The organism is Mesorhizobium ventifaucium, from assembly GCF_935822925.1.
Lineage (GTDB): Bacteria > Pseudomonadota > Alphaproteobacteria > Rhizobiales > Rhizobiaceae > Mesorhizobium > Mesorhizobium ventifaucium.
This window is the reverse complement of the sequence record NZ_CAKXZS010000019.1, coordinates 14,953-38,076: the sequence shown is the minus strand read 5'-3', so window position 1 is coordinate 38,076 and position 23,124 is coordinate 14,953. Positions and strand designations below refer to the sequence as shown.

Sequence of the window (23,124 nt, the reverse complement as noted above, 5' to 3'; positions counted from 1 at the left end):
CACCGCTTGATTGTCGCTGTCCGAGCTGCTTGTCGGCTCCTTTTGATCTGATCCTTACCTGATTGCGATGGCGTCGGCTGTGAAGAACGAGGCTTCGCCGCTGACCTGCCAGTCGGCCGGATCGATGACACGCTCCTCAGCCTCTATGCGGCCATCCGGATGGAACAGCACGTCGCCGTATTCCGGGTCATTGACATGCAGAAGGTCGTTTTTTCCGTGGCCGAGCGCGAGCTGAGAAAACCGCGCCTCGAATTCCTCCAGCGACCCGTATTGCCGGCGCCGGCCCAAGCGGATGATCCATGCGGCTTGGTGGCCCGGCACGCGCAGCTCGTTTCCAGCGGTCGGTCCGCGGCCGACCAGCTCGAAGGCGCTGTCGGCCTTCAGCATCGCGAACCCATCGCCGCCGCGCGCCGAAGCGATATGTTCCTTGACCCAAGCTTCATCGAACGCGCTCTGTGGGAACCAGGCATGGGTAAAGTCGGGCTGCTCGGCAGCGCAGCTGAACAGCACAACTGCCAGATCGCGGTATTGATGCACGCGCGGCAGAGTTCCGGAGCCGCCCCAGTAGGACGGCCGGCCATAGCCCGAATGAATTGTCTCGCCGGGATGGTTGATCCATATCTGCGCGTCGGGATTGCCGCCGAGGCGCAGGTGCAGCACCGTTTCCTGATAACCCCATTCGTTCCAGCGATAGGCTGCTGCGCTTCCCATGGCGAAATCGCGGGTCTTGTAGTGGTAGAGCTTGGCGATCCGGTTCAGGCCCTGCGCGAAGCACCATTCCTGCGCGTCGTCGCCCGCCATGCAAGCGATGCCGGTCAGCTCTTGCGGGACGTGGAGGCCATGGTCGCGCAGGCAGAGTGCAAGCTGCGGCAGGGCGTGGAAGCGCATGCCATAGAAACCCTTGCCCCACAGCATGCGTGCAATGCCGGAAAGTTCCAGTGAACGGGCGGCGCGCAGCGTGTGTTCGTAGGAGCGGCCCTGCGCGCCGGTAAGCATGCCCTGCTGAGCCGAGCGGGCGACGATCTCGAGCAGGCGGTTGATCGCAGCCCCGGCGCGCCGGCGGACGTCAGCGTCTGGCCCAAGCGCATATAGGATCGTCAACCCCTTGAGATCGATCGGGAAATAAGGGGCGGAGTTGAATTCCGCCATTTCCCATGCCTCGAAATGATCGAGCCAGGCGCGCACCCGCGCAAGACCCACGGTCGACTGCTCCACGCCGGTGCGCCCCGAGCGGACAAAGCGGGCATCGGGCAAGAGATGGCCGCCGAGATAAGCCGCGGTGTGAAACAGAAGCGCATGGTTTTCGGAGAAGTACCACTGCACGTCGTTGCCCGGCTCATCCATCCAATAGCGGTAGTTGAGGATTGCCTCGTCAATGCGGTGACGGAGATCGACCGCGATCGCGTCGCCATAGGCACGACGGCACCAGAGCAGTGGAACCAGGATGAAATCGGCGCAGTCGTGGCAATCTTCGATCGCCGGCAGTGCAGCAGCAATGATGGCGTCGGTTTCGGCGCCGCCGCGGCCCGTCGCCAGCCGCGCCAGCGCCCGCACGGTATCGGCCTCGGCGAAGTTGGAGACCTGTTCCAGGGCTTCGCCGATCCTGTCGGCAAGGAGGGCAGGAGCGCGGCCCTGACGCGCCGCATGACAGATCTCCACGCCGAAGACCCGCCGGGCAACAAAGCCTGAATATGAAAGCGATACGGCAAAATGCCGGAAGTCGGCGGGAAGGTCCTCCGTGGCGGCAATCGTGATGCGTCTTGCCCCCGCTTCGATGCGGCGGCGGAAGATCACGGGCGCCTCGATCGACATGAAGTCGCCCTCGATCACGACAGCTACATCCACCGCAACCGGCAGCGCCACATCCGTCACCAGCGCCACTTCGCCGTCGGAATAAAATGGACGCTCGAAATGCATCGCGTCGAGAGCGGCTTCCATGGCCGCCGCGACGTCGCCTTTGACGGTCGTGGGCAAGACCTGTTCGGCAGCTGGGCCCCGGAGATAGTCGAGTTGGAAGAAATAGCGTGCGTCACGCTCGGCGAGATCGTCGAACCAGATGCTGATCTGGTTGGCGCCGGCGACGAGATCGACCTCGACATCCTGGGAAGCCTCGAGATTGCGCCCGTAGGGCGCCATCCGGCCGGCCTCTATCCCGTTGACGAACAAAACGGCGCCGCCGCAGGTGCGCAGCCGCAGCCGCGCCCGGCCGTCCGAGACTGCGTCGAGCACGGTACTTGCCCAGGTGGCGACCACGGTCGGGCGGAACCAGAAGCCCGACAGGTCGACGCGCGGCGAGCCGAACGGAAGCCAAACACGGTCCGGCTCGAACACGCCCTGCGGCGTGGGCCGTTTCCCGCGGCGTTCGGCGGCAAACTCGGTTCGGCAGGGATATTCGTGCGGGATGAAATTCTTGTGCTTGGTCAGGAAGAAGAAGGGATCCATCTCCCCTTGCATCGGCTGATCTGCAACATCGTAGCGCTGCTCAGACGTTGGGCCGACGAGCCAGTAAACGACGGGGCCGCCGAGCGCGAGCGGCCGGCGCAGCGCAAGATCATGCGTAATCGGTTCCACGGTGTTCATCGCAGCATCTCAACGGGCACGGGCGACACGTCGTTATAGGCCTGGTTCTCGCCCGTCATGCCCCAGACGAAGGCGTAGGGCCCGGTTCCGCTACCCATATGGATCGACCAGGCCGGCGAGATGACACAATCGCCATTGGCCACGATCAGATGGCGGGTATTGTCCGGCCGTCCCATCAGATGGACCACCCGGTCTTCCGCCGCGAGATCGAAATAGAGATAGGCTTCCATGCGCCGCTCATGCAGGTGAGGGGGCATGGTGTTCCAGACGCTTCCCGCAGCAAGATCCGTGATGCCCATCAGCAGCAGACAGGAAGGCGCGACTTCGGGATGAATGTACATGCGCAATGTCCGCTTGTTGGCGCGTCGCTCCTCGCCGAGTTCAAGCGGCTTCGCCTCGGATTTCGTGATCAGCCGATGCTTGATGTCTGCGCCGGCCGGAACCGAGTTCATATAGAACCAGGCGGGGTGCGCGGCGCTGTCGCTTTCGAGCGTCACTTGTTTAGCGCCGCGCCCGACATAGAGCACATCGCGGTTGGCGAGCGCAAAGCGCTGCTGGTCGACGCTCACCGTTCCTGCGCCGCCGAGATTGGCAATGCCCATCTCGCGCGCGGTGAACAGATGCGGCGTGCCGACGTCCGCGCCATCGCCGAAACTCAGCTTCTCTCCGGTTGGGCACGCGCCGCCGACGATCATGCGGTCGACATGGGTGTAAGCGAAGGCGATGCGGCCGGGCTCGAACAGCCGCTCCACCAGAAACTCGGCGCGTAGCCGCTCCGTCCCGTAGCCATCGATGTCGCCCGGACCGGCGCCGAAGAGAACGCGCATCGTCATGCCGCCGCCTCGGCAGCTTCGGCATGGATCATCCCCTCGGTGAGGCAGAGGATCGCCAGGGCCTGGCCGTAGCCGGTAGGCTGGATCGGGATGTCGCGGTAGAATTGGAGATCATGGCCCATGCGGGTGCCATAGGAAACGTTTCCGAGCACGCCGTTCTCGTCGATGCTGGCCAGCACCGCGTCGAGTGCGCGCCGGCCCGCCGGACCGCACGCCTTGGGCCCGACGCCTAGGCGCGCAGCTTTCATGAGACCATAGCCGATGCCGGCGGTGGCCGACATCTCCTCATAGGAGGTCGGGTCATCGAGCAAAGTGTGCCATGCTCCCGATGGCGCCTGCAGGCGCACCAGCGCGTCGATCTGCGCTTCCAGCAGGCCAAGCAGATAGGCTTCGACTGGCTTGCCGACACCGCCATTTTCGATCAGGTCGAGGATGCCGACTGTGATCCAGGCGTTGCCGCGGGCCCAGAGAGCGCGGGCAAAATTATGCCGGCCGGCAAATGTCCAGCCATGGAACCACAAGCCCGTTTTCGGGTCGGCGAGATAGCGAGCATGGACGAGGAACTGGCGAACAGCCTCGTCGATGCAGGATTGCCGGCCGGCGGCGCGTCCGTGGAAAGCGAGGAACAGGCCAGCCATGAATAGCGTGTCGTCCCACAATTCGTCGTCGTTGATCTTGTCTGAGACATTGTGCTGGAACCCGCCCTCGGGCGTGCGAGGCATGTGGCGAAGCAGCCTTTCGGCCCATTGGCCGAGAGGCGTTTCCCAGCGCGGATCGCGGGTCTCGCGCCAGAGCAATGCCAGCGCCATCATCGGAGCGGTGGTGTTGATGTTCATCGGCGGCGGGCCCGCCCTTAAATGGCGCTCGTACCAGTCTTCGATTGTCTTCAGAAGCTTCGGGTCGCGATTGTGCCGCCAGAGGCAAACGAGGCCGTAGAGCCCCACACCCTGCGGCCATTCCCAGGAATCGAAGCTGATGTAGTCGCCGGCCGTGCCGTCGAGGTTGGGCTCGTCGAAACGGCCGTCATGGCGCAGGCCAGTCATGCCGCGCACGAGCAGGTCGAGCTTTGAGCGCATATCTCTCATGGACGACGCCACCACTCCTCCCAAGTTTGCGCGATGTCGGGTAAATGGGTGCCACAAGTTTTTTTATTGCGCAATCTGAAATTTTTTTGCAGCATGCAGATCTGGTGAGGAAATAGCCGATGGTCGTGAATGTCGAAAGCGGGAAGCGCGGCACGCCCAGCCGGCGCGTGCGGCTCGAAGACGTCGCCGCGCGCTGTGGCGTTTCCGTCAGCACGGCGTCGCGGGCGCTTGCCGGCGGCAAGGGCGTGCGCGGCGATCTTCGGTCGACGATCATCGAAACCGCCAGGAAGCTGAATTACACGATCCCCACTTCGATCGCCGGCCGCAAGGCGATCCTCGCCGCAAGCAACGCTGCCATGATCGACTATGGCCGCAACCAGTTCACCTTCTATGTGCTCGACGGACTGAACGAGCGTGCAAAAACTCTCGGTGTCGAGCTGGTGCCGCGCTCGATCGCCGACGCCGATGATCAGATCGCGCTGCTCGATGATGCCAGGCAAGACAAGAGCGTCGTCGGCTGCCTGTTTCTGACGCTTGACGACGAGGCGGTGCTGACGCTGACCGGCGGTTTCGGCAAGCCGATCGTGCTCATAAACGGCGACGACCCGGCGATGCACCATTCGAGTCTGACGCCATGCAACCGCTCGGCGGCGCATCTCGCGACGCAGCACCTGCTCGACCTCGGCCACCGGCGCATCCTGTTCCTGATGCGGCGCGGGCGGCGCACGATCGAGCGTCGCTTCGAGGGCTGGCAGGACGCATTGCGAGAGCGCGGCCTGGCGGCCGGCGACCTGGCTGTGGAGGTGGCGGATTGGCTGCCGGAGCTTGCGGCCGAAGCGATTGCGCGGCGCATCGAGGCGCGTGGCCTTGACTTCACAGCTGTGCTCGCCGCGGGCGACAGCCTCGCTATCGGCGCGATGATGGCGATCCGTAAGTCGGGTTACGAGGTGCCTGCCGACGTGTCGGTCATGGGCATGGACGACCTTCCGCAGGCGGCTTTCCAAAACCCGCCCCTCACGACAATGCATATCCCGATGCGCGAGATCGGCGCGGCGTCGCTCGACCTCCTGCTCGCCGATCTCGGCGGGGACATGCCGCCGCGGCGCATCGAATTCGCCTGCCATATCGTGCAACGCCAGTCGACCGGCCCGGTTCACGCCTGAGACGTGTGGTTCACACCGCTGTCCGGGCCAAGCCATCGCTACATCGATGGGGTCACGTTCGAACCGTATTCGAAGCGGCCGTAACCTCCGCCGAAGAAAAGCAGAGGTTCGCCGTCTCGCAAGCTCGCGGCGGTTACGCGGGCAACGACGATCACATGGTCGCCGCCCTCATGACCGGAGATCCGCACGCATTCGAACCGCGACAGGCAGCCACCCAGCAGCGGCACGCCGGCATCGTTCAGGTCGTGCGGGAGGCCGTCGAAGGCTTGACCGAGGCGAGCGAAGCGCTGGCTTAGCTCGATCTGCTCCGCGCCCAGAACATGAACCGCGAAATGCTTGCAACCTGCGAAGGCGGCAAAGCGCCTGGAATGCCGGCCGATCGACCAGAGCACGATCGGCGGGTCGAGGGACACCGATGCAAAGCTGTTCGCGGTGATGCCGACGGGACCATCAGGCGTCATCGTGGTGACGACGGTGATACCGGTCGCAAACCGGCCGAGCGCGTCGCGGAACTCGCGCTTGTGGTCGGGGCCGGGCACGAAGCTTTTCATCGGTTGCTGCTCGGGGTCGAGGAAGTGGTACATCAGGCGCCCCCCTGGCCAAGGGCTGCGGTGGAAGCTTCAATCTCGTTGAGGCGCATTCGCAGCATCGTCATCGCAGATCCCCGGTTCCGAGCGGAGTCGCCGGGGTGATTTCCGGCACCCGGCCATAGGCATGCGGCAGCGAGCAGGTGCTGATGTTCGGCAGCACGCGCTTGCCGAAGGACAAGGCCTCGTCGAGATGCGGATAGCCGGAGAAGATGAAGGCGCGGATGCCCATTTTCCGGTATTCCTCGATCTCGCACATGACTTGGTCGGTCGAGCCGACGATCGCGGCGCCGCAACCGGAGCGTGCGCGGCCCACGCCGGTCCACAGATGCCGCTCGACATAGCCGTGCGCGTCGGCGCCGGCGCGGTTGTTTGCCTGGTGCGCGACGCCCAGGGATGTCGCGTCCAGTGCGCGGGAGCGGATAACTCTGCCCTGCTCGTCGTCGAGTTTCGAAACCAGCTCCTCAGCATAGTCGCGGGCTTCGGCTTCGGTGTCGCGCACAATCACGTGGACGCGCAGGCCATAGTCCAATGTGCGGCCATGGGCGGCTGCACGCTCGTGAACATCACGCATTCGTTGCGCCAACACGTCCTTCGCCTCCGGCCACATCAGATACACGTCACACTGCGCACCGCAGAGTTCGAGCGCGTCGGGCGAATAGCCGCCGAAATAGAGTAGCGGCCCGCCATTCTGTTGGTAGGGCTTTGCGGGGTCGGCGGTTACTTTCTTGAACTGATAGACCTCGCCCTGATGGTCGATTTCATCGCGCGTCCAGGCCTGACGCAGGATCTCGATAACCTCGCGCGAACGCTGATAGCGGAAGCGGCTGTCGGCGAGTTCGCCGGGAAAGTCGGAAGAGATGACGTTTACAGTCAATCTGCCCTTCAGCATGTGGTCGAGCGTTGCGAGCGTGCGCGCCAGCATGATCGGTTGCATTTCGCCGCAGCGCACCGCCGCGAGAAGGTTGATCGTCGAGGTTATCGGAGCGCAGCCCGCCACGAAGGACAGAGTATCCTGGCCAACCTGATAGGACGAGGGACACAGGATATTGCGAAAGCCCAGCCCTTCGGCTGACTTGACGATATCGGAGCAGTGCTCCCAACTCGACCGCAGCGCGCCATCCGGTACGCCGAGATAGCGGAAATCATCGGAACACAAAGCGGAAAACCACGACACTTCAGCAGAATCGAGATCTGCGGACGTCACCGGAACGACCGTCAATGCCGGCACTCCCTGGTTGTCAGAGACTGGATTTCCCTGTTGCATATCATTCGTGTTTGTGTAGATCAATAGTGTATCAATTTTGCGTTGGAGACAATGTGACCACCTCCAGAAACGCCTACGCGCTTCCGATGCATCAGCAGGTCAGCGAAATGCTGATCCGCGAGATCGCCGCCGGGCGGATGATCGAGGGCGAGAAGCTTCCGCCGGAGCGCGACATGGCTGCGGGCCTTGGAATAGCGGTCGGTACTTTGCGCAAGGCGCTCGGCGATCTCGAGCGCAAGGGCTTGCTCAGTCGCATCCAGGGGTCCGGCAACTACGTACGGTCGCAACCCGACGTGGCCAGTGTCTATTCCATGTTCCGGCTGGAACTCCTGGAGGGAGGCGGGCTGCCGACGGCGCGCGTTCTGTCAGTCGATCGGCTGGCGAAACCGACGGACCTGCCGGTGTTCGGGTCGAGCAGCGAGGCCCACAGAATAAGACGGCTGCGGAGCCTCGGCGGCAAGCCGGCGGCGCTGGAGGAGATCTGGCTCGACAGTTCCCGTGCGGAGACGGTTGCTATCGGAGAACTGTCGGATTCGCTCTATCTCTACTATCGCAAGGCGCTCGGCATCTGGATCTTGCGTGCAGAGGACCGCGTCGGGGTCGGTCAGGTGCCGGGATGGGCGGTGCCTGAATTCGGCCTCGCGCCGGGCGCCGCCGCCGGCTTCATCGAGCGTACCGGCTGGATGCAGGACGGCGCCAGCGCGGAGTTTTCCAGGACCTGGTTTGATCATCGTGTCGCACGCTACGTCGCGCGGCTGCGATAAGGAACGGATATGGCGAAGCACATCTCCTACGGCATCATCGGCTGCGGCATGATGGGGCAGGAGCATCTTCGCAATATCGCGCTGCTGCCCGATGTCGGCGTCGCGGCGGTCTTCGAGCCCGATGCGACGATGCGCGCACGCGCGGCAGACTTTGCCCCGCAAGCGTCGATCGCCGACTCGGTCGCGGAGGTGGCGGCCGATCCGCGCGTCGACTGCTTGCTCATCGCCAGTCCGAACTATGTGCATTTCGCGCAACTCAAGGAAATCGCTGCTATCCGTGCGCTGCCCATCCTGGTCGAGAAGCCGCTTTTCACCGATCCGGTCGACGCAGCCGCGGTGAAGGCGTTCGCCGCGACCTATACCGCACCAGTCTGGGTCGCGATGGAATACCGCTATATGCCGCCGGTCGCTCGATTCATCGAGCAGGCGCAGGCCGCCACCGGCGGCATCCGGATGCTGACAATCCGCGAACATCGCTATCCGTTCCTGGACAAGGTGGCCCACTGGAACCGCTTCAACCGTCGATCGGGAGGCACCTTCGTCGAAAAATGCTGCCATTTCTTCGATCTCATGCGGCTGATCCTGAAATCGGAACCGGTAAGGATCATGGCGTCGGCCGGACAGGAAGTGAACCATCTCAACGAAAATTATGATGGCGAAACACCCGATATCTGGGATTGCGGCTACGTGCTGGTCGATTTCGCCAGCGGCGCGCGCGCCATGCTGGAACTATGCATGTATGCCGAGGGCAGCCGCTATCAGGAGGAGATCAGCGCCGTTGGTGCGCGAGGTAAAGTTGAATGCCTGGTGCCGGGTCCCGGCCGCTTCTGGCCAGCTCATCTCGGCGCGGCGCCGACGCCGCAGCTGATCGTCAGCCCGCGCTCTCCGCAGGGACCGTACACGGTCGAGATCCCGGTAGACCCACAATTGTTGACGGCCGGTGATCACAACGGCTCGACTTTCTATCAGCATCAGCGGTTCTGCGCCGCCCTGCGAGGCGAGGGGCCGGTTGAGGCGACGCTGGATGATGGCTGGAAAGCTGTCGTCATGGGTATGGCCGCACAATTGTCGGCAAACCAGGGCGCGGTCATTTCCAACCCACTCGATGCCTGCGAGAGCGCTCAGTGTGGCTGATGGTAGCCCCCGCTGCCGCCCGCCACAGGGTAATCGATGCGCTAACCGGGGTTCTCTAGGCGCTTTGTCTTGCGCCACTCCTCGTACTCCCCGCGGGCATCGTCATGCAGCGGATAGTAGCGTTGCAACGGCCCGCCCTCCATTAGTTTCACTCGCGAGAACTCCTCCCAATCGTGGTGCTTCTGTGATTCTTCGATCACCTTTGCGGCCATTGCGACGGGAAGCACCACGACCCCGTCGTCGTCGGCGACGATGATGTCACCGGGGATCACCGTGACACCGCCGCAGGCAATCGGAACATTGACGGCATTGGGATAGATGCTGGTCTGCACATGATAGTTCGGCGTCCAGCCGCGCAGCCATAGAGCCAGATTGAGCTTTTCGACATTAGGCCGGTCGCGCATGCAACCATCGATGACGATGCCCGCGCCGCCCCTGCCTTTGAAATACGTCGACATCATATCGCCGAAGACGCCCGAGCTCATGTCGCCGCGCGCGTCGACCACGACCACATCACCCTCTTGTACGTGATAAAGCACGTGCCGATGCAGCTGCGTCTCCGGATCGGCATATTCTCCCTCGGTGAACAGGTCCGGCCGCTGTGGCATGAACTGCAGCGTCAGCGCCGGCCCGACGATCGACTTGCCGTGGTTCTGCGCCACCGGTCCCACCATGTGCGGATTGCGAAAACCCATGTGGCCAAGCGTGCCGGCAACCGTCGCGGCGCCGATCTCCCTTAGCGCATCGATCAGGTCTTTTGGCGGCCGGGTGATGTCGGGAGCATGTGTCATGGTGGACTCCGGTTGAAAGGCAATTACCAGTTCGTAACAGAACCGTCGCGGCGCTTGAGGTGAGGCGCTTCCCAAAAACGAAAGCTCGCCGCCTGGATCGCTTCCTCGTTGACCTCGACGCCGAGCCCGGGCAGATCGACGACCGGATAGTCGGTCCCGTCGAGCCGTGGTTGCACGGGGAAGAAGTCGGAATTGTCGAAGCCCAGCTTTGTTTCGGGCTCCCTGGTCTCGAGCCACGCGAAGTTGGGTACCGCGGCGGCGAGATGCACGGTCGCGGCCGTGCACACCGGACCAAGGGGATTGTGCGGCATCAGGTCCACATAGTGCGCCTCGCTCCAGCCCGCGACTTTCATCGCCTCGGTAAGCCCGCCAACATTGCAAACATCGAGCCGGTTGAACTGGTGGATGCCGCGCTCGATGTAGGGCAGGAACTGCCACTTGCTGGCAAATTCCTCGCCGATGGCAAAGGGGATGTCGGTCATCGTGCGCAGGGATTCGTAGGCCTCCGGTGTCTCGTCCCGTATCGGCTCCTCGATGAAATCAAGCACGCCGCGGCCGAGCTTGTTGCAGAAGCTCGCCGCCTCGGCCACCGACAGCCGATGATGATAGTCGATGCCGAGGACGACGTCGTCGCCCAGCGCCTCGCGCGCCCTGTTAAGCAGACTCGCGGTCGCGCCGATCGACTGGCGCGGCTCGAAGATGTCGCTGCTGTTTTGCCCGGCGGGGAAGAAGCGGATCGCCTGCCACCCCTGTGCGCGCAGCTCGCGGGCTCGTTCGATGGCAGCGTCATCTTCGGCCTCGTCTCCGGTCGAGGCGAAGGTGGGGATGCGGTGGCGCTGCTTGCCGCCCAGCAACTCGTAGACCGGCACTCCCAGCGCCTTGCCCTTGATGTCGTGAAGGGCGATGTCGATGGCGGAAATCGCCGCCTGCAGAACTCGTCCGCCTTCGAAGTACTGGCTGCGATAAACCTCCTGCCAGATCCGGCCAATCTGCATCGGGTCGCAGCCGATGAGAAACTCGCGATAGTGCTCGACCGCGCCGGCCACCGCTTTCTCGCGACCGCTCAAGCCGCTCTCACCCCAGCCGAAGATGCCTTGGTCGGTCTCGACCTTGACGAGCATCTGGTTGCGCGTTCCTACCCACACTGGATAGGGCTTGATCGCGGTGATCTTAAGCTTCGTAGTCATCCACGCCAGGTTCCAAACGCATCTGCCCCGTCTCAGTTGGCGCCCTGTCTCAGTTCGCCTTGAGGGCCATTTCGGTTTCGCCGTCGAACAGATGCATCCGCTCCTGGTCGAACTCGAGCCAGATCTGTTCATCGGGCGCGACGGCAATGTTCGGCGGCACGCTGACGTTGACGATGGCGCCGGACAGGAACGCCTGCACGAAGGTGACATCTCCGGTCGGCTCCACCGTGTAGGCCTTGGCCGGAATGGCACCGGCGACCGCGCTCTTGCGCAGCTTGATCGTCGAGTGACGCGCGCCGAGCACGACTTTCCTGGTCGTTGCCCTTGCGACCTTCTGGGCGTTGCGCGGCGAGAGCTCAAAGCTCCAGCCCTCCGCGCTGGTCAACACAGAGTTGCCGTTCGCCGTCGATGCCTGCAGCGGAATAAGGCTCATCGCCGGGCTGCCTATGAAGCTGGCGACGAACATGTTGACGGGATGGGCAAAGACCTGCGCCGGTGAATCGTATTGCTGCAGGTAGCCGCCGTTCATCACCGCCATCTTGTCGGCCATGGTCACGGCTTCGAGCTGGTCGTGCGTCACATAGATGATCGTCGCCTTGAGGTCCTGGTGGAAGCGCTTGATCTCCGACCGCATCTGCACGCGCAGTTTGGCATCGAGGTTAGACAGCGGCTCGTCCATGAGGAACACGGCGGGGTCGCGAACAAGCGCTCGGCCCAGGGCCACCCGCTGCTGCTGCCCGCCCGAAAGTTCGCGCGGCTTGCGCTCGAGCAGGTGCTCCATGTCGAGCACTCGCGCCGCTTCCTTGACCTTCTTGTCGATCTCGTCCCTGGGCAGCTTGCGCATCTGCAGCGGGAACGCCAGGTTCTTGTAAACCGATTTCTGCGGATAGAGCGCGTAGTTCTGGAACACCATTGCGATGTCTCGGTCCTTGGGGTCGAGGTCGTTGACCACCCGGTCGCCGATGACGATGTCGCCCGATGTGATCGGGATCAGCCCCGCGACGAGATTGAGCGTGGTTGTCTTGCCGCAGCCTGAGGGGCCGACAAGCGCGACGAACTCGCCGTCATTGACCGTCAGCGACACGTCGTTGACGGCTTTGAAGCTGCCATAGGCCTTGACGAGTTCTTTGAGGACCACGTGGGCCATCGGCAACTCCCTAGTGCTTGACCGCGCCTTCTGTCAGGGCGCGTACGAAGTATCGTTGCAGGACGAGGAACAGCACCACGACGGGCACGCTCATCATAAAGCTGGCCGCCATCAGGCCCGGAAAGTCTGTCGTGTTTTCCGAGAAGAAGCGCTGGATGCCGACCGGCAGTGTCAACTGGTCGTTCTTGGTGAGGAAGGTGTAGGCGTAGATGTACTCGTTCCATGCGCCGATGAACGAATAGATCGCGGTGGCGATGATCCCCGGCGTCGAGAGCGGCATCACAATCAAGATGAAGGCCTGGAACCGCGTTGCCCCATCGATGCGCGCCGCCTGCTCGAGCTGCACCGGAATGTTGTCGTAAAAGCCCTTGAGCAACCAGATCGCCAGCGGCAGGCCGAAGGTGAGATAGGTGAGTATCAGCGAGCCATGCGTGTTCATCAAGCCGAGCAGGCGCATCAGGATGAACAGCGGCACGAGAAAGATCACCGCCGGGAACATGTTGCGCAGCAGCACGGCGAAGAACAGGAAGTTCCGGCCGGGGAAACTGAAACGCGAAAACGCGTAGGCCGCAGGGACGGCGACGATCACCGAGAGGATTGTCGTGACGGTCGACACGAAAAGGCTGTTCCAGAAGAAGCGGAGGAAGTCCTGGCCGACGCTGTTCTGGGGATCGAGCAGCTTCTCATAGCTGGCGAGAGTAGGTTCGTCCGGCCACCATTGCGGTGGGAATTGCATCGCCGCGAATCCGGACTTGATCGAGGTGATCAGCATCCAGATCATCGGCACCGCGGTGTAAAGCAGCATGAACGCGAGGAAGATACGCCCGGTCCACCGCCATCCGTCGACGCGCATCCGGCGACGGCCCAGGGCTAGCGGGGCTGTCTCGGCAGTCGTGCTCATGCGCTCCCCTCTTGCCGCTCGTTACCGCTTAGCGCACGGACGTAGAAGTAGCCGAGCGTCATCAGGGTGAGGAACAGGAGCACCGAATAGGCAGATGCCACGCCCCAGCGCTGCCGGCCGAAGGCGAGCTCATAAATGTGGGTGATCCAGATATGCGATGCGTTGGAGGGCCCGCCGCCGGTCATGATCCAGGGGATGATGAAGGAATTGAAGTTGGCCACCGCGAGCAGCAGGATCGTCACCGTCGAGACGTTGCGCAAGTGCGGGAAGGTGACGTGCCAGAAGCGCTGCCAGGCGCTGGCGCCGTCGACCTGCGCGGCGCGCAGCAACTGCTCGGGCACGGTCTGCAGGCCGGCCATCATCATGATCATGGCAAACGGGAACTCGCGCCAGATATTGACGACGATCAGGGAAGGCAGCACCGTGTTGACGCTGTCGATGAAATTCGGCGGTCGGTCGGCCAATCCGAGGCCGACCAGCACCGCACCGATGATCCCGAAGTCCGAATGATAGATCCACTTCCAGATATAGGAGGCGGCGACCGCGCTGATGACCCAGGGAATGATCAGGATGGCGCGCAGGACGCCGCGGCCGACAAATTCGCGGTGGAGCGCCAGCGCGGTGGCAAACCCCAGGACAAAGGCAATCAAGGTGGAGCCCAGCGTCCAGATCAGAGTGTTCCAGGTGACTCTCCAGAACACCTCGCTGGTGAGGATGGTCGTGTAGTTGTCCAAGCCTATGAAGGTCTTGTCGCGCAGTTGCAGGCCGGGCGGCGTCTTGAAGAACGACAGCTCGATCGTGTAGTAGATCGGATAGGCGATGACGATCAGCATCACCGCGATCGCAGGGAGCACGTACGCATAGTCGGCGCGATGCTCCCATATCTGGCGTAGCACGCCGGGCCTGCCGGATTGCAATCTTCGGCGAGCCTCGGCCTTCCCGGTCACGATCGTCACTGTGGCGCGCCCTTATTTCTTCCGAACGAACCGGATTTTTTCGGGACCGACCGGCTGAATCATCGGTGCAGCCGGTGAGGCTTGGACTAGAGTCCGCCCATCAGGTCTCTTACCCTCTTGGCCGCGTCGTCCGCTGCCTCGTCGACGGTCATCGCGCCGGTCAGGGCATTCTGCAGCATGTCCGGGACGATGATGTTCATGATCTCGGGGGCCTGCGGCAGCGCTGGGAACGGGATGCCATATGGCAGCATCGAGGTCGTGACATCGAGGAACTTGATGTTGTCCAGGCGTTCCTTCATCCATTTGGTCTTGAAGCCGTTAAGGTTGCCCGGGTTCGAGCCGGCATAGGCCATCTTCAGCGACCATTCAGGGCTCGTCCACATGCAGATGATAGCCTTTGCAGCCGGCTCGTCGACCTTGCCGCCCTCGACATATTCAGGCTTCAGGATGTGAATGTTCGAGCCGCCGAACACGACTGCGCGCTTGCCGTCGGGGCCAGTCGGAATCAGGCCGTAGCGCATGTTGTCGATGACGGTCTGCGCCTTGTCCTTGTCGGCCCCCGTCGCCTTCTTCTGCAGGTCGAGCATGACGTCATAGTCGGACGGGTGCGAGATCATCATGCCAAGCTGGCCGGCGAGGAACAGGGGCTGGTTATCGGCCTGCTGGTTGGTGAGCGCCGAAACCGGAACCGACTTGTCGCGAACATACATGTCGTACGAGGCTTGCAGCGCGGCCTTGCTCTGCGGGCTATCGAGGTTGACCTGCTCATAGGTCGGGTTGGCGGTGGCTTCGTCGAAGACGCCGCCGCCATAGGCCCACAGCTGCGGCATGAAGCGGTACGGCGTATTGCCGGCATTCTTGCGAGCCACGAGACCGTAACCGGCAATGCCGAGCTTGTCGTGGATCTGCTTGGAATATTTGATAACGTCGTCCCAGGTTGCCGGAGCCTTGTCCGGATCAAGGCCCGCACGCTTGAAGATGTCGGCGTTCCAGATGAACGCCATCGTCTCGTTATTGGTTGGAATGCCGTAGCTCACCCCCTCCCAGGTCACGGCCTTCATGGCGCCGGGCCAGTAGTCCTCGGTGGAATACCCGACATCCTCGGGTTTGAGCGGCTGCAGATAGCCCTTTGAGGCGAACTCGGTACCACCCAGGATCTGCAGGCGGACCGCCATCGGCGCTGCATTGCCCAGAAGCGCCGTCCGGAACTTGTCAAGCAGGTCGTTATAGGTGAGGGCCTGTTCCTCGAGCTGGATGTTCGGATAGGTCTTGCGGAAGGTCGCGAAGAAATCCTTGTAGTACTGGCGCAGGAGGTCGGGGTCGCCCTCGAACACGCCCTGATACCAGAAGGTCAGTCGCCCCTTGTAATCGAGCGGGGTGACCTTGGCGCAATCGGCCGCCGTGTCAAAATCCTGTGTGCCCGCAATGGAGCGCACATATTCCGGCGACCACTTGCTGAGGTCGACCGGCGGCGCTCCGAGCGCCGATGTGGACATCAGCGATGCCATCAAAGCAGTGGCGACAGTGCCGCGCAGGACCGCACTGCCGAGCGTAATCCTCGTCATAGGTATCCTCCCTGGTTCTCCATGCCGCCCTGCGCCGAGGCAAGGCGGTCTAGCTCGTTCGACCGCGGGACGCCTTTCTGTTCTATGTATCCCTTCGATCATTTTGTACGTTTTCAGATCGTGGATTGCCTGTCAACGCGCTGGATCGTACATTGTTTGTGAAAACCGTGTGTGATATCGGGCAGGGTATGTATTGATTAGGGGAGCCGGCCTTGGCCGAAGTAGATGATTTTAAAGCCATGCCACCTGTGGGCACTGATCCCATCGGGGCCTCCAGCGAGGGCGCCTCGCTTTATCAACTGATCAGGGAAGACATCATTGAGGGACGGCTCGCCGCCAACGAACGGCTTGTGGTCACCGATCTCGCCCGGCGTCACGGCACCTCGACCAACCCCGTGCGCGAGGCCCTGCAGCTCTTGCGCGGGGAGGGTTTTGTCACCTTTCTCCCCAATCGCGGGGCGCGCGTTCGACCCATAGATCAGGATTTTGTCCGGGATATCTATGAAATCGGTGTTCTGATCGAGCCGGCGCTGACGCGATGGTTTGTGAACATGGCGACCGGCGAGGACATCGCCGAACTCGAACGTCTCCAAGGGCTGATTGAAGAGAACAACTTTGCCGACACCTTCAGGCACAGTGAGCTTGATACCGCTTTCCACACTGTGATGTACCAGCGGCACTATAACCGCCATGCCGCCGAACTTTGGTGGAAGCATCGCGAAGTGCTGCGCGCCGTCAGCCGGCGTTTCAATTTCACGCTCGCGCGGCGTGCCGCGATCATTCGCGAGCACCGCGAACTCATCGCGCACGTAAAAGCGGGAGAAGCCGACAAGGCGGCCGAACTCGTTTCCCGCCATGTCGAGGGTTCCGGCCGGCATATTCTCGAACAGATGCGTGCGCGCAACGCCGCTCGGGCCGGATAGGAACGAAGATACAGTCTCGAAAATCGTTAGCCTGACCATTTCAGATAAAGGAATTGAGATGAAAATCACGAGCATTCGGCCGTGGCTGATCAAGTCCGATGCTTCTTATTGGGGTGAGTTCCTGTTCGTCGAAGTGACGACCGATGAGGGGGTGAATGGCTGGGGAGAGATCACAACCACTACAAGGCTCGCCAACCGCGCTCTCTGCACGATCCTGCGGCAGATCGGTGTCGCGGTGACCGGCGAGGATCCTGCGCGTATCGAGCATCTCTGGCACAAGATTTTTCGCAGCTTCACCTATATGGGCAGCCGCGGCGCCGCCGTCGAATGCGTGAGCGCCATTGATATTGCCCTCTGGGACATCCGCGGCAAAGTGCTCGGTAAGCCGATTTACGAGCTGCTGGGCGGACCGGTACGCGATGAAATCGCGCTCTACACCCATCCCAACCAGGCCAAATTCACCAGCAAGGAGGCTGTGGTCCGCGAAATCCTGGACATCGTCGAGTCCGGACACACTGCGCTCAAGTTCGATCCGTACCCCCACCAGGGCCGCAGCGCCGATGGCCTGCCCCGCGAACAGCGAGACGGCTACCTCGATGGCAGCATGACCCGCAAGGACGAGCGCGAAGCCGCCGAACTCACGGCGCTGATCCGCGAAACGGCGGGGCATGACGTCGACATTCTCATCGATGCGCATGGCCGCTTCGACGTTCCCACCGCCATTCGCCTCTGTCGAAGCCTCGAGGAAGCCGGCCAGATCGACTGGTTCGAGGAGCCGTGTCCGCCCGAGAGCCTTAACGCCCTCAAACAGGTGCGTGAGAAGGTAAGTGCCGCCATCTCGTGGGGCGAGCGCGGCCACACGAAGTGGGATTTCGTGCCGGTGCTCGAGAACAGGCTCGCTGACTTCATCATGCCGGACGTCACCTGGACCGGCGGCATTACCGAACTCAAGAAGATTTCCGCCCTATGCGAAGCCTACTACATCCCGGTCTCGCCGCATGACGCCGCCGGGCCGATCAACGTGGTTGCGGGAGCGCAGGTGATGATGACCGTTCCCAACTTCTACAAGCTTGAAACGTCGGAGTGGAACCTGGGCAAATACGATCACCTCATCGACAGACCGCTCGACGTCTCGAACGGCAGCCTCAAGCTGGCGTCGAAGCCTGGTCTCGGTATCGAGATGAACCGCGACTACCTGCAGGCCCACGAGATCGAGCTTGGCTAGCAAGGCGGCCCGGCGTGCGGCGACAAGCCCCAGCCACCTGAACGAGGATAAGTCATGGCAAAGACGGGTGGCGCCGACGAGGCGCTCAATCGGGTGAACACCAATTCCAAGCCGTCCGACCTTCGCATAACCGACATGCGGGTAGCCGAAATCGTCGGCGCGCCGTTCACCTCAACGTTGCTCAAGATTTACACCAACCAGGGCATCGTCGGGCTTGGCGAGGTGCGCGACGGCGCCAGCGCCAGCTACGCACTGATGCTGAAGAGCCGGTTGCTTGGCGAGAACCCCTGCGACATCGATCGCCTGTTTCGCCGGATCAAGCAGTTCGGCGGGCACGCCCGGCAAGGCGGCGGCGTGTCTGCGGTCGAAATCGCGTTGTGGGATCTCGCCGGCAAGGCCTATGGCGTGCCCATCTACCAGATGCTCGGCGGCCGGTTTCGCGAGAAGGTGCGCCTCTATTGCGATACCGACGCCACCGTGCCGAGCGGCACCGAGACCGGCAAGCGGCTCAAGCAGCGCATGGCGCTCGGCTTCACCTTCCTCAAGATGGATCTGGGATTGATGCAGATCGCCGATGTCCCCGGTGCGGTCGTGTCTCCTGCCGGCTCACTTGATGGGTACCTCGTCCAGCCCGGCCGCGGCCCGGTCAAAACCCTTGAACAGCGGCGCGCCCGCAACGCCGCCTACGATTTGCATAACGTCCGCCACCCGTTTACCGGCCTCCACTTTACCGACAAGGGCCTCGACCTGCTTGAGCAGTACATCGCCGAGGTTCGCGAAATTATCGGCATGGATATTCCGCTCGCCATCGACCACGTCGGCCACATCTCGCTGCAGAACGGTATTCGCCTCGCCAGGCGGATTGAAAAATATGTCCCAGCCTGGCTCGAGGACGTGATCCCATGGCAGTACACCGAGCAGTACCGACAACTGCAGGAGACCACCACGGTGCCGATCTGCACCGGCGAGGACATCTACCTCAAGGAGGGCTTCGAGCCTCTGCTCAAGAGCGGCGGCCTATCCGTTATCCACCCAGACCTGCTCACCAGCGGAGGCATCCTCGAGACCAAGAAGATCGGCGACATGGCGCAGGACCACGGCGTCGCCATGGCGATCCATATGGCGGAAAGTCCAATCGCCGCAATGGCCGCGGCACATGTCGCGACCGCGACCGAAAACTTCATGGCGCTCGAATATCACTCTGCCGATGTCGACTGGTGGGACGATATCGTCACCGGCGTGGCCAAGCCGCTCGTGAAGGACGGCTTTATCACTGTTCCCGACAGACCGGGCCTGGGGACTGACGACGTCGTCGACGAGGTGATCTCGCAGCATCTGCAGCCGGGTGTCACCGGCATCTGGCAGCCCACGGATCACTGGGACAACGAGTATTCCTGGGATCGCACCTGGAGCTGAGGCGAAAAGAACCGAAGATGAAGATCACCGATCTCCGCTGTGCCGTCATCGGCAAGCACCCCATCGTTCGCATCGTCACCGACGAGGGCCTCTATGGCCTGGGCGAGGTCGAGTACACCAAGCCCTACCTCAAGCCTTGGGTGCTGCATTTCCGCGAGGCGCTGATCGGCGAGGACCCGACCGATGTCGAACGGGTGATGCTGAAGATCCGCCAACGCGGCTCGTTCAAGCCCTATGGCGCGGCGGTAAGCGCTATCGAGCATGCGCTGTGGGACATTGCCGGCAAGGCCTCAGGCGTGCCGGCCTATAAACTGCTCGGTGGCAAGGTGCGCGACAAGGTGCGCGTCTACAACGGCTCGATCCGCAGGAAACGCACGGGCGACCGGCCGGAGGATTACGCCGCTGACGTCAAATGGATGATGGAGCAGCCGCAGAACTTCTTCATGATCAAGCAAGGAATCTCGTTCCACTCCAACATGAAGGATACCATCGACGGCTTCCACTACGGCGTGACGCAGAACAAGGCCGGCTATCACGGTGCCATGGATCAAGGCGTGATCAGCGAGCGCGGTTTCAACCACATGCTCGACTGCGTGATCGCGATGAAGGAAGTGCTGGGCGACAAGGTGAGCCTGGCGCTCGACTGCGGCCCGGGCTGGATGCTGCCCGATGCGATCAGGTTCGCTCGCGCGGTCGAGAAGTACAATTTGATGTGGCTCGAGGACATGCTGACCGGCGACTATGTGCCGTGGGTCAATCCGCAGGCCTATCGGGAGCTGACCACCTCCACCTCGACGCCAATCCATACCGGCGAGCAGATCTACCTGCGGCACAATTTCAAGGAGCTGATCGAAACGCAGGCGGTCCGTATCATCGGTCCGGACCCGGCCGATGTCGGCGGCATTGCCGAGCTGAAATGGGTAGCCGAGCACGCCCATATGCACTCGATCCTGATGGCGCCACACGGCACGGCGAACGGCCTGCTTGGCCTCGGCGCGTTGATCAATGTCTGCGCCACCTTGCCGGCCAACTACATCGCCTTCGAATATCCGAGCGCCTCCGATCCCTGGTGGGAGGACCTCGTAATCGGCCTGCCGTCGCAGGTCGTCAAGGACAGCATGGTGGACCTGCTGGAAGCGCCGGGGCTGGGCCTCGATATCGACGCCGAAGCAGCCAGGAAGTATCTCAGGGAAGAGGATGCGGGCTTCTTCGACTGAACCATCTTCTTGCGTCCTCGAGGGCATGTCCTCGAGGTCAAATCCATTGTTGGCTATTTCTAGCTAGACGACGTCTTGGCCAGACGCAGAGGGCGCGCCGGTGTGGCCGGCGGTGCTGATGTCGGTCGCTGCTGCCCATATTGACGTGATGCGCGGCTACGGCTGGAATCCAGTGCCGCGTGCGTCCTCTATGTCGCCGCGGATTCTCAACCGCTACAAGGGTGATGGCCCTGGAGGCGCTCACCGACCGCTCGAGGCGGTCATAGGTGTGATCACGAAATTTGGCTCTGACGATTCATAGCGAACACCTTTTTGTTGGCATGAACCCGATCGCAATTTTTCGCCGGCTTCATCGAACAGCAGCCCGGTGAGCAGATGAGGTTGCGTGACATTGGATTGGCTTCGCCGCAGCGGCGCCTGAGAGGCGAGGAGTGCTTGGGCCGCCTCGCATGTAGCCGACGTGACGATCGGCTCGCGCTCTCCTTCGTAGACCTGATCCCTGTGCCTGAGTCTTGCCGACGTAAATCGGCTTCGAAAGCAGGTGGTAAAGTTGCCGCGACCAAACGGCATGGTGACTGCAACTGATCCGTCTTCGCCTGCGTAATAAAAAACACTGTCGTCAGAACAGCGACTGTCCACGCCACCACGCTTCAAAGCGAAGGCCCCCTGTGAAGAGAGAACCTCCCGCGCCCGAGAGAAACAAAATTTAACCACATTCGAAGAAGGCGAAGGGCGGCTGGGTTTGTCACCGATCCGTCTCGCGTAACATGTTACTGTTGGAATTGGGGGCATCCGCAGCACGTCCGGCGCAAAGGCAAGGAAGAGACAGGATGCCGATCTTAAGCAATGGCAGTGAACTCATCGTATGGAACGAACCCGAGAATCCCAATCCGACCCCTGACTCGGTCCTTTTCAGCATTACGGAAACAGACGGCGACGTAATCGGACCGATAGGCGCAAAGCCGGATTTCCCTTTCGGTGGGATCGAACTAGCTTCGGTCGATGTCTTCGATGGCTTCTTCACCATCACCAGCTTCACCCACGAGGGCAGGACCGAAACCTGGACGACTGTGGAAACGCAGGTCTTCGACAACGAAGGCAATTTTCTCCGCACCGTGTCCGACCAGGCGGCCTTCCGGTCGGTCCGGATCGTCTCGATCAGCGCCGACAGCCCCGACGACCTCACGGTGACATGGATCGGGGCGAACGAATATTTCGGCGGCGAAAACACCCAATACGGTCAGCACCAGATCATCTTGAAAGGGGGCGTGCTTCAGTCCGACACCTTCGTTAATCACGCACCCACCGTTGCCGACCTGGACTTGTCGATTTCGCTGGCGCAATCTCTCGACGACGTCAAGTTCAGCGCGACAGATGCCGACTACGATCTCTTGACCTTTATCGTCTTGGACGGTCCGGACAGCGGCACCCTGGAGCAGGAGACGAGTTTCGACGGTAACTACTACCCGTTTCACCAGGGTCATTCTGGCACTACCCTGCACTATCATGCGGATTTTCTGAGCGGAAACCTGTTCGACTACACACCGGAGGCCGGCTTCATCGGCACCGACAGCTTTACGGTTTACGTTACGGACGGCCAGGGCAACAGCAATGTGGCGACGATTACGATCACCGTCACTCCGCCGGCCGAATCCATTACCCTGACCGACGCCAAAAACATCGCGAGCTACGCAAGCCATGATCATGCCGTGCTCGTCGCCGCGCTGGGCGGGGGCGACCGTATCAGCGGCACCCCGTTCAACGATACGCTCGACGGCGGTGCCGGCCACGACCAGCTGTTCGGCGGCGCGGGCGCCGACGACATCATTGGAGGCGCGGGCACCGATTGGCTGAAGGGCGGCGCTGGCGATGACGAGATCAGCGGAGGTGAGGGCGCAGACGGCGTCCGCGGTGACACTGGCGACGACGTCCTCGACGGCGGCGCCGGCTCCGACGACATGCGAGGTGGTGCTGGCGACGACATCCTCAATGGCGGCGCCGGCCGCGACCGGCTGGCCGGCGAGGCGGGCAGGGATGTCTTCGTGTTCGACGCACTTGGGCCGGCGAACTACGACAGGATAGAAGATTTCAATGCGCTCGACGACGTGTTCTGGCTGGACAGCTCCGCATTCGTCGGGCTGTCGGCCGGCTCGCTTTTCGCTGCGGTTTTCGTCGTCGGCAAGCACGCCATGGATGACAGCGACCACATCGTTTACGACAAGCAGACCGGCGATCTGCTGTTCGATGTGGACGGGGCAGGAGGAGCGGCGGCTGTCAAGTTTGCCGCCGTGGACCCGAGCACATTCCTCACAGTGGACGACTTCTTCGTGTTATAGGCGCGCATGGGTGGGGCGCAGCTACATAGACCGGGCGTGATCGCGCC

General features: G+C 62.2%; 20 protein-coding genes. 8 read left to right on the top strand and 12 right to left on the bottom strand.

Features of this window, described 5'->3' with window-relative positions; genetic code table 11:
- Nucleotides 1-54 precede the first annotated feature (54 nt).
- From NMG70_RS16740 to bglB, 3 genes are read right to left on the bottom strand one after another with little or no spacing between them, the layout of a single operon-like run.
- On the bottom strand, nt 55-2,580 hold the full coding sequence (locus NMG70_RS16740) for a hypothetical protein (protein WP_254025571.1): 2,526 nt from the start codon (nt 2,578-2,580) through the stop codon (nt 55-57).
- Entirely contained in the window at nt 2,577-3,413 is an 837-nt protein-coding gene (kduI, locus tag NMG70_RS16735) for a 5-dehydro-4-deoxy-D-glucuronate isomerase (RefSeq protein WP_254025570.1), read from the bottom strand. Before kduI ends, NMG70_RS16740 begins: the two co-directional genes overlap by 4 nt.
- Nucleotides 3,410-4,498, bottom strand: a complete 1,089-nt coding sequence (bglB, locus tag NMG70_RS16730; RefSeq protein ID WP_254025569.1) for a beta-galactosidase BglB — start codon at nt 4,496-4,498, stop codon at nt 3,410-3,412. The genes kduI and bglB overlap by 4 nt, the downstream gene beginning before the upstream one ends.
- Nucleotides 4,499-4,617: 119 nt before the next feature.
- On the opposite strand from bglB, the gene NMG70_RS16725 reads away from it, so the two are divergent.
- Complete coding sequence (locus NMG70_RS16725; RefSeq protein ID WP_254025568.1) at nt 4,618-5,661, top strand: LacI family DNA-binding transcriptional regulator; 1,044 nt, start codon at nt 4,618-4,620, stop codon at nt 5,659-5,661.
- 38 nt (nt 5,662-5,699) lie between these two features.
- Here NMG70_RS16725 and NMG70_RS16720 read toward each other — a convergent pair whose 3' ends face one another.
- Nucleotides 5,700-6,245 carry a flavin reductase family protein gene (locus NMG70_RS16720; protein ID WP_254025567.1) on the bottom strand — a complete coding sequence of 182 codons (546 nt, stop codon included), beginning with the start codon at nt 6,243-6,245 and terminating at the stop codon, nt 5,700-5,702.
- 67 nt (nt 6,246-6,312) lie between these two features.
- The gene (locus NMG70_RS16715; RefSeq protein ID WP_254025566.1) at nt 6,313-7,470 is read right to left on the bottom strand and encodes an LLM class flavin-dependent oxidoreductase; all 1,158 of its coding nucleotides are present in this window, start codon (nt 7,468-7,470) and stop codon (nt 6,313-6,315) included.
- Nucleotides 7,471-7,601: 131 nt separating this feature from the next.
- Between NMG70_RS16715 and NMG70_RS16710 the strand changes: the two genes are divergently transcribed.
- A complete protein-coding gene (locus NMG70_RS16710) occupies nt 7,602-8,279 on the top strand; it encodes a GntR family transcriptional regulator (RefSeq protein ID WP_254025615.1) in 678 nt (225 codons plus the stop codon).
- A gap of 9 nt (nt 8,280-8,288) precedes the next feature.
- Nucleotides 8,289-9,413 carry a Gfo/Idh/MocA family protein gene (locus NMG70_RS16705; RefSeq protein WP_254025565.1) on the top strand — a complete coding sequence of 375 codons (1,125 nt, stop codon included), beginning with the start codon at nt 8,289-8,291 and terminating at the stop codon, nt 9,411-9,413.
- A 41-nt stretch (nt 9,414-9,454) separates the two neighbouring features.
- On the opposite strand, the gene NMG70_RS16700 is transcribed toward NMG70_RS16705, so the two are convergent.
- The 6 genes from NMG70_RS16700 to NMG70_RS16675 all read right to left on the bottom strand — a co-directional run bounded on the left by NMG70_RS16700 (nt 9,455) and on the right by NMG70_RS16675 (nt 15,960).
- Entirely contained in the window at nt 9,455-10,204 is a 750-nt protein-coding gene (locus tag NMG70_RS16700; protein ID WP_254025564.1) for a ribonuclease activity regulator RraA, read from the bottom strand.
- Nucleotides 10,205-10,227: 23 nt separating this feature from the next.
- Nucleotides 10,228-11,391 carry a mandelate racemase/muconate lactonizing enzyme family protein gene (locus NMG70_RS16695; RefSeq protein ID WP_254025563.1) on the bottom strand — a complete coding sequence of 388 codons (1,164 nt, stop codon included), beginning with the start codon at nt 11,389-11,391 and terminating at the stop codon, nt 10,228-10,230.
- 49 nt (nt 11,392-11,440) lie between these two features.
- Nucleotides 11,441-12,538: an ABC transporter ATP-binding protein gene (locus tag NMG70_RS16690; RefSeq protein ID WP_254025562.1), complete on the bottom strand. Its 1,098-nt coding sequence runs from the start codon at nt 12,536-12,538 to the stop codon at nt 11,441-11,443.
- Between the two features lie 10 nt (nt 12,539-12,548).
- Nucleotides 12,549-13,439 carry a carbohydrate ABC transporter permease gene (locus NMG70_RS16685; RefSeq protein ID WP_254025561.1) on the bottom strand — a complete coding sequence of 297 codons (891 nt, stop codon included), beginning with the start codon at nt 13,437-13,439 and terminating at the stop codon, nt 12,549-12,551.
- Nucleotides 13,436-14,395, bottom strand: a complete 960-nt coding sequence (locus NMG70_RS16680; protein WP_254025560.1) for a carbohydrate ABC transporter permease — start codon at nt 14,393-14,395, stop codon at nt 13,436-13,438. Before NMG70_RS16680 ends, NMG70_RS16685 begins: the two co-directional genes overlap by 4 nt.
- Nucleotides 14,396-14,481: 86 nt before the next feature.
- Entirely contained in the window at nt 14,482-15,960 is a 1,479-nt protein-coding gene (locus NMG70_RS16675; RefSeq protein ID WP_254025559.1) for an ABC transporter substrate-binding protein, read from the bottom strand.
- A gap of 212 nt (nt 15,961-16,172) precedes the next feature.
- On the opposite strand from NMG70_RS16675, the gene NMG70_RS16670 reads away from it, so the two are divergent.
- Genes NMG70_RS16670 through NMG70_RS16655 form a run of 4 tightly spaced genes read left to right on the top strand, consistent with a single transcriptional unit; the run spans nt 16,173 to nt 20,741 of the window.
- On the top strand, nt 16,173-16,883 hold the full coding sequence (locus NMG70_RS16670) for a GntR family transcriptional regulator (protein WP_254025558.1): 711 nt from the start codon (nt 16,173-16,175) through the stop codon (nt 16,881-16,883).
- A gap of 58 nt (nt 16,884-16,941) precedes the next feature.
- Nucleotides 16,942-18,108: a mandelate racemase/muconate lactonizing enzyme family protein gene (locus tag NMG70_RS16665; protein WP_254025557.1), complete on the top strand. Its 1,167-nt coding sequence runs from the start codon at nt 16,942-16,944 to the stop codon at nt 18,106-18,108.
- Between the two features lie 54 nt (nt 18,109-18,162).
- Nucleotides 18,163-19,524: a mandelate racemase/muconate lactonizing enzyme family protein gene (locus NMG70_RS16660; RefSeq protein WP_254025556.1), complete on the top strand. Its 1,362-nt coding sequence runs from the start codon at nt 18,163-18,165 to the stop codon at nt 19,522-19,524.
- Between the two features lie 17 nt (nt 19,525-19,541).
- Nucleotides 19,542-20,741, top strand: a complete 1,200-nt coding sequence (locus tag NMG70_RS16655) for a mandelate racemase/muconate lactonizing enzyme family protein (RefSeq protein ID WP_254025555.1) — start codon at nt 19,542-19,544, stop codon at nt 20,739-20,741.
- Nucleotides 20,742-20,981: 240 nt separating this feature from the next.
- On the opposite strand, the gene NMG70_RS16650 is transcribed toward NMG70_RS16655, so the two are convergent.
- Nucleotides 20,982-21,395 (bottom strand): hypothetical protein, encoded by a 414-nt coding sequence (locus NMG70_RS16650; protein WP_254025554.1) that lies wholly within the window; start codon nt 21,393-21,395, stop codon nt 20,982-20,984.
- A 416-nt stretch (nt 21,396-21,811) separates the two neighbouring features.
- Between NMG70_RS16650 and NMG70_RS16645 the strand changes: the two genes are divergently transcribed.
- Nucleotides 21,812-23,077 (top strand): calcium-binding protein, encoded by a 1,266-nt coding sequence (locus NMG70_RS16645; RefSeq protein ID WP_254025553.1) that lies wholly within the window; start codon nt 21,812-21,814, stop codon nt 23,075-23,077.
- Nucleotides 23,078-23,124: the final 47 nt, after the last annotated feature.

Coding starts and splice junctions, on each gene's coding strand:
- NMG70_RS16740 (WP_254025571.1), bottom strand. CDS start 2,580: ATGAACACCGTGGAACCGATTACGCATGATCTTGCGCTGCGCCGGCCG.
- kduI (WP_254025570.1), bottom strand. CDS start 3,413: ATGACGATGCGCGTTCTCTTCGGCGCCGGTCCGGGCGACATCGATGGC.
- bglB (WP_254025569.1), bottom strand. CDS start 4,498: ATGAGAGATATGCGCTCAAAGCTCGACCTGCTCGTGCGCGGCATGACT.
- NMG70_RS16725 (WP_254025568.1), top strand. CDS start 4,618: ATGGTCGTGAATGTCGAAAGCGGGAAGCGCGGCACGCCCAGCCGGCGC.
- NMG70_RS16720 (WP_254025567.1), bottom strand. CDS start 6,245: ATGTACCACTTCCTCGACCCCGAGCAGCAACCGATGAAAAGCTTCGTG.
- NMG70_RS16710 (WP_254025615.1), top strand. CDS start 7,602: ATGCATCAGCAGGTCAGCGAAATGCTGATCCGCGAGATCGCCGCCGGG.
- NMG70_RS16705 (WP_254025565.1), top strand. CDS start 8,289: ATGGCGAAGCACATCTCCTACGGCATCATCGGCTGCGGCATGATGGGG.
- NMG70_RS16700 (WP_254025564.1), bottom strand. CDS start 10,204: ATGACACATGCTCCCGACATCACCCGGCCGCCAAAAGACCTGATCGAT.
- NMG70_RS16695 (WP_254025563.1), bottom strand. CDS start 11,391: ATGACTACGAAGCTTAAGATCACCGCGATCAAGCCCTATCCAGTGTGG.
- NMG70_RS16690 (WP_254025562.1), bottom strand. CDS start 12,538: ATGGCCCACGTGGTCCTCAAAGAACTCGTCAAGGCCTATGGCAGCTTC.
- NMG70_RS16685 (WP_254025561.1), bottom strand. CDS start 13,439: ATGAGCACGACTGCCGAGACAGCCCCGCTAGCCCTGGGCCGTCGCCGG.
- NMG70_RS16675 (WP_254025559.1), bottom strand. CDS start 15,960: ATGACGAGGATTACGCTCGGCAGTGCGGTCCTGCGCGGCACTGTCGCC.
- NMG70_RS16665 (WP_254025557.1), top strand. CDS start 16,942: ATGAAAATCACGAGCATTCGGCCGTGGCTGATCAAGTCCGATGCTTCT.
- NMG70_RS16660 (WP_254025556.1), top strand. CDS start 18,163: ATGGCAAAGACGGGTGGCGCCGACGAGGCGCTCAATCGGGTGAACACC.
- NMG70_RS16655 (WP_254025555.1), top strand. CDS start 19,542: ATGAAGATCACCGATCTCCGCTGTGCCGTCATCGGCAAGCACCCCATC.